The organism is Kitasatospora sp. NPDC048540, from assembly GCF_040651175.1.
In the GTDB taxonomy this organism is placed as follows: domain Bacteria; phylum Actinomycetota; class Actinomycetes; order Streptomycetales; family Streptomycetaceae; genus Kitasatospora.
In genome coordinates this window covers 24129-30339 of sequence record NZ_JBEZIR010000110.1, presented here as the reverse complement: position 1 = coordinate 30339, position 6211 = coordinate 24129, and the positions used below count along the sequence as shown (strand labels likewise).

Genomic DNA, 6211 nt, shown 5'->3' with positions numbered 1-6211 from the left:
GCCGTGCTGGCCCGGGAGGACCGCCCGGGTGACCGGCGGCTGGTCGCGTACCTGGTCGCCGCGGCCGGTGCGGTGCTGGACCAGGCGGAGGTGCGCGAGGCGCTGGGCCGGGTGCTGCCGGCGTTCATGGTGCCGTCCTCGTTCGTGGTGCTGGACGCGCTGCCGCTGACGCCCAACGGCAAACTCGACCGCGCCGCCCTGCCCGCCCCCACCCGGCTCCCGTCGGCCTCCGCCGGCCTGCCCCGCTCACCCCGCGAGGAGATCCTCGCCACCCTGTTCGCCGAGGTGCTCGGCATCCCGCAGGCCGGCATCCACGAGGACTTCTTCGAGCTCGGCGGGCACTCGCTGCTCGCCACCCGGCTGACCAGCCGGATCCGGACCGTCCTCGGCGCCGAACTCGCCGTCCGCGACCTGTTCGAGGCCCCCACCGTCGCCGCCCTCGCCAAGGTCCTCGACGAGGCCAGGGACACCCGCCCCGCGCTGACCCCCGTCCCGCGGCCCGAACGGGTACCGCTGTCCTCCGCCCAGCGCCGGCTGTGGTTCCTCAACCGCCTCGAGGGGCCGAACTCCACCTACACCATCCCGCTCGCCCTGCGCCTGCACGGCGAACCCGACCAGCAGGCCCTGCGCGCCGCCCTCGCCGACCTGGTACGGCGCCACGAGAGCCTGCGCACCCTCCACCCGAGCCACGACGGCGAGCCGTACCAGCACGTCCTGCCGCCGGAGGAGGCCCAACCTGTGCTCGCCGTCGAGACCGCCTCCGAGGCGGACCTCGCCGAACGGCTCGCCCTCGCCGCCCGCCACCCCTACGACATCACCACCGAACTGCCGCTGCGCGCCACGCTGTTCACCCTCGCCGCCGACCAGCACGTGCTGCTCCTGCTGCTGCACCACGTGGCCGGCGACGGCTGGTCCCTGGCCCCCCTCACCCGCGACCTCGCCACCGCCTACGCCGCCCGGCGCGCCGGCACCGCCCCGCAGTGGCCGCCGCTCCCGGTCCAGTACGCCGACTACGCGCTCTGGCAGCAGCGCACCCTCGGCGACCCCGACGACCCCGACAGCCTCGGCGCCCGCCAACTCGACCACTGGGCAAGGACACTGGCCGGCGCACCCGAACACCTGGAACTCCCCGCCGACCGGAGCCGCCCGGCGGTGGCCACCCACCGCGGCCGGACCGTGCCGTTCCACCTGGAGCCCGAGCTGCTCACCCGGCTCACCCGGCTCGCCAGGGCCTGCGACGCCAGCCTGTTCATGGTCCTGCACGCCGCGTTCGCCGCCCTGCTCACCCGGATGGGGGCGGGCACCGACATCCCGATCGGCAGCCCGATCGCCGGGCGCACCGACGAGGCCCTGGACGACCTGGTCGGATTCTTCGTCAACACCCTGGTACTGCGCACCGACACCTCCGGCGACCCGACCTTCCGCGAACTGGTCGCCCGCACCCGCGACACCGACCTGGCCGCCTACGCCCACCAGGACCTGCCGTTCGAGAAGCTGGTCGAGGCGGTCAACCCGCAGCGCTCGGCGGCCCGCAACCCGCTGTTCCAGGTGCTGCTCGCGTTCCAGAGCACGCCCGAGGCGCAGCCCGCCCTGCCCGGCCTCGAGGTCACCGTGGAACCGGTCGAGGTCGGCTTCGCCAAGTTCGACCTGGCCCTGGCCGTCGCCGAGAAGCGCCACACCGACGGCACCCGGTCCCTGCGCGGCGACTGGGAGTTCAGCACCGACCTGTTCGACCGCGCCACCGTGGAGGCGCTCTCCACCCGGCTGACCGTGCTGCTGGAGGCCGTCGCCGCCGACCCGGACCGGCGGATCGGCGACGTCCCCGTCCTCTCCGGGGACGAGCGGCACCGGCTGCTCGACACCTGGAACGACACCGGCCGGCCCGGCCCCGACACCACCTGGCCCGCGCTGTTCGAGCAGCGGGCCGCCGAGCAGCCCGACGCCGTCGCCCTGGTCTGCGAGGAGGGCGAGCTCAGCTACGCCGAACTGAACTCCCGCGCCAACCGGCTGGCCCGCCTGCTGGTCGCCCGGGGCATCGGCCCCGAGCAGCGGGTGGCGCTGTCCCTGCCGCGCTCCGCCGACCTGATCACCGCCGTGCTCGCGGTCCTCAAGTCCGGCGCCGCCTACCTGCCGGTCGACCCCGGCTACCCCGCGGAGCGGATCGCCCACCTGCTGCGCGACGGCGCCCCGGCGCTGCTGCTCACCACCACCGCCCTCGCCCCCGGCCTGCCCGGGCCGGTACCGCGGATGCTGGTCGACACCGCGCCGACGGACGGCGTCGCCGACGGCGACCTCACCGACGCCGAACGCACCGCGCCGCTGCACCCGCTGCACCCCGCGTACGTCATCCACACCTCCGGCTCAACCGGGCAGCCGAAGGGCGTCCCGGTGCCGCACCGCAGCGTCACCGCCGTCCTGGTGCCGCTGATCGGGAAGTTCGGGCTGGGACCGGGCAGCCGGGTCCTGCAGTTCGCCTCGATCAGCTTCGACGCGGCCCTGTGGGAGATCACCCTGGGCCTGCTGTCGGGCGCCGCCCTGGTGGTGGCCCCCGCCGAGCAGCTGCGGCCCGGACCGGCCCTCGCCGAGCTGGTCACCCGGACCGGCACCACCTTCGCCACCCTGCCCCCGACCGCCCTCGCGGTCCTCGCCGACGGCGCCCTGCCGCCCGGCCTGGACCTGGTGGTGGCCGGCGAGGCCACCGCACCCGACCAGGTCGAACGCTGGTCCGCGGGACGGCGGATGACCAACGCGTACGGCCCCACCGAGGCCGCGGTCTGCGCCACCATGAGCGGGCCCCTGGCCGGCGCCGTGGTACCGCCGATCGGCCGCCCGGTCCCCGGCGCCCGGGTCTACGTGCTGGACGCCGCCCTGCGGCCGGTGGCGCCGGGCGTGACCGGGGAGCTGTACCTGGCGGGCGGCGGCCTGGCCCGCGGGTACCTGGACCGGCCGGCGCTGACGGCCACCCGCTTCGTGGCCGACCCGTTCGGCCCGGCCGGCGGCCGGATGTACCGCACCGGGGACCTGGCGCGCTGGACCACCGCCGGCGAGCTGGAGTTCGCCGGCCGCACCGACCACCAGGTGAAGATCCGCGGGTTCCGGATCGAGCCCGGCGAGGTGGAGGCCGCCCTGGTGGCCCACCCCACCGTCGGACAGGCGGCCGTGCTCGCCACCGAGCACGACGGCGACCGCCGGCTGGTCGCCTACCTGGTGCCCGCCGACCCCGCCGAGGGCCGCGACACCCGGGGCGAGCAGAGCCGGCTGGACAGCTGGCAGCAGACCTACGACGGCCACTACCGCGAGCTCGACGGCGCCTTCGGCGACGACTTCGCCGGCTGGAACTCCAGCTACACCGGCGCACCCATCCCCGTCGAGGAGATGGACCGGTGGCGGCAGGACAGCGTCGAACGGATCCGCGCCCTCGCCCCGCGCCGGGTGCTGGAGATCGGCTGCGGCGCCGGGCTGATCCTCGCCCCGCTGGCCGGCGACTGCGAGGAGTACTGGGGCACCGACATCTCCCCGGCCGTCATCGACCGGCTGCGCGAGCAGCTGGACGCCCGCCCCGACCTGGCCGGACGGGTCGAGCTGCGGGCGCAGCCCGCGCACGTCCTCGACGGCCTGCCCCGCGGCCACTTCGACACGGTGATTCTCAACTCCGTGGTCCAGTACTTCCCCAACGCCGCCTACCTCGCCGAGGTGCTCACCGGCGTCCTCGACCTGCTCGCCCCCGGCGGCTCGGTCTTCATCGGCGACGTCCGCAACGGCCGCCTGCTGGAGACCTTCCGCACCGCCGTCGAACTGCGCCGCGCCGGTGCCTTCGCGGACCGCGCCGCGGTGGCCCGCAGCATCGAGCAGAGCGTCACCGGCGAACCCGAACTGCTCCTCGACCCGGACTACTTCGCCGTCCTCGCCGCCGCCTCGCCCGCCGTCACCGGCGTCGGGATCGAGATCCGCCGCGGCCGCGACCACAACGAGATGAACCGGCACCGCTACGACGTGGTGCTGCGCACCGGCGCCGCCGCCACCGGGCACCTCCCCGAGCACTGCCTCGCCTGGGGCACCGACCTGACCGGCCCGGACCAGCTCGCCGCACTGCTGCGGGAGCGACGGCCCGAGCGGCTGCGGGTCACCGGGGTGCCCAACCTCCGCCTGGCACAGGAGAACCAGGCCCGCGCGGCGCTCGCCGACACCGACACTGCCACCGCCCTCGCCCGGCTCGACGCACCCGCCCCCGCAGGACTGCCCGACCCGGAGGAGCTGTACGCGCTCGGCGCCCGGCTCGGCCACCGGACCGCCGTCACCTGGTCCGCCGGCGACCAGGGCGCCCTGGACGTCGTGTTCACCCTGCCCGGCGCCGCCCCCGGGCCCGACCCCTACCGTCCGACCGCAGGCCCGGACACCCCGCTCGCCGCGCTGGCCAACGACCCCGCCCGCGCCCACGGCGCCGGCGAGCTGGTCGCGGCCGTCCGCACCCACGCCGAGCAGCTGCTCCCGGCGCACCAGGTGCCCGCCGCGTACGTGGTGCTCGACGCCCTGCCGCTCACCCCCAACGGGAAGCTCGACCGCCGGGCGCTGCCCGCGCCCGACTGGACCGGCGACGCGGCCGGCCAGGCCCCGCGCAACCGGCGCGAGGAGGTGCTCGGCGCGCTGTTCGCCGAGGTCCTCGGCCTGCCCGGGGTCGGCGTCGACCGGGACTTCTTCGAGCTCGGCGGGCACTCGCTGCTCGCCACCCGGCTGATCGGCCGGATCCGGACCGTCCTCGGCACCGAACTCGCCGTCCGCGACCTGTTCGAGGCCCCCACCGTCGCCGCCCTGGCGACCGTCGTCGGCGACGCCCAGGGCGTCCGCCCGCCCCTGCTGCCCCGGCCGCGGCCCGAGACGGTCCCGCTCTCCTCCGCCCAGCAGCGGCTGTGGTTCCTGCACCGGATGGAGGGCCCCGGCGCGACCTACAACATCCCGATGAGCCTGCGGCTGACCGGCCACCTGGACGAGGCCGCGCTGCGCGCCGCACTCGCCGACGTGACCGAACGCCACGAGACGCTGCGCACCCGCTACCCCGAGACCGGCGGCGTGCCCCGGCAGCAGGTCCTGCCGCCGGACGAGGCCCGCCCGGAGCTGCGGGTGGTGGACACCGACGAGGCCGAGCTGGACACCCTGCTGTCCGCGGAGGCCGCGACCGGCTTCGACCTGGCCGCCGAACTGCCGCTGCGCACCACCCTGTTCAGGCTCGCGCCCGACGGGCACGTGCTGCTGCTGGTGCTGCACCACATCGCCGGCGACGGCTGGTCCTGGCGCCCGCTCGCCCGCGACCTGTCCACCGCCTACGCGGCCCGCCTGACCGGCGCCGCGCCCACCGCACCGCCGCTGCCGGTCCAGTACGCCGACTACACCCTGTGGCAGCGCGACCTGCTCGGCGAGGAGACCGCCCCCGGCAGCCGCCACGCCCTCCAGCTCGACCACTGGACGAAGGCCCTGGCCGGCCTGCCGGAGCTGCTGGAACTCCCGCTGGACCGGCCGCGCCCCGCCGTCATCAGCTACCGCGGCGACCAGGTGCCGTTCCGGATCCCGCCGGCGCTGCACCGGCGCCTGCTGGCGCTGGCCGCCGAGAGCCGGGCCAGCCTGTTCATGGTCCTCCAGGCCGCCTTCGCCGAGCTGCTGACCCGCCACGGCGCGGGCACCGACATCCCGATCGGCAGCCCGATCGCCGGGCGCACCGACGAAGCCCTGGACGACCTGGTCGGGTTCTTCGTCAACACCCTGGTGCTGCGCACCGACACCTCCGGCGACCTGACCTTCCGTGAACTGGTGGAGCGGGTCCGCGACACCGACCTGGCCGCCTACGCCCACCAGGACCTGCCGTTCGAGAAGCTGGTCGAGCGGCTGCGCCCCGAGCGCTCGCTGGCGCGCCACCCGCTGTTCCAGGTGATGCTGGCCTTCCTCAGCGACGGCGAGGCCGGGCTGGACCTGCCCGGCCTGCGGGCCGAGCCGGCCCCGGTCGGCGTCGGGATCGCCAAGTTCGACCTGCACCTGAGCATGGTCGAGCACCGCAACGCCGACGGCGCCCCCGACGGCATCAGCGCCGCCCTGGAGTACAGCACCGACCTGTTCGAGCGGACCACCGCCGAGGCACTGGGCGCGCGCCTGGTCCGCCTGCTGGAGACGGTCACCGCCCACCCCGACCGCCGCCTGAGCGGCACCGACCTGCTCGACCCGG

At 75.9% G+C, this 6211-nt stretch carries 1 pseudogene; it reads left to right on the top strand.

What is annotated here, in order from left to right:
* Positions 1 to 3: 3 nt before the first annotated feature.
* A pseudogene (locus tag AB0D08_RS31290) lies at positions 4 to 6210 on the top strand (amino acid adenylation domain-containing protein); the annotation flags it as partial.
* Between the last annotated feature and the right edge of the window lies 1 nt (position 6211).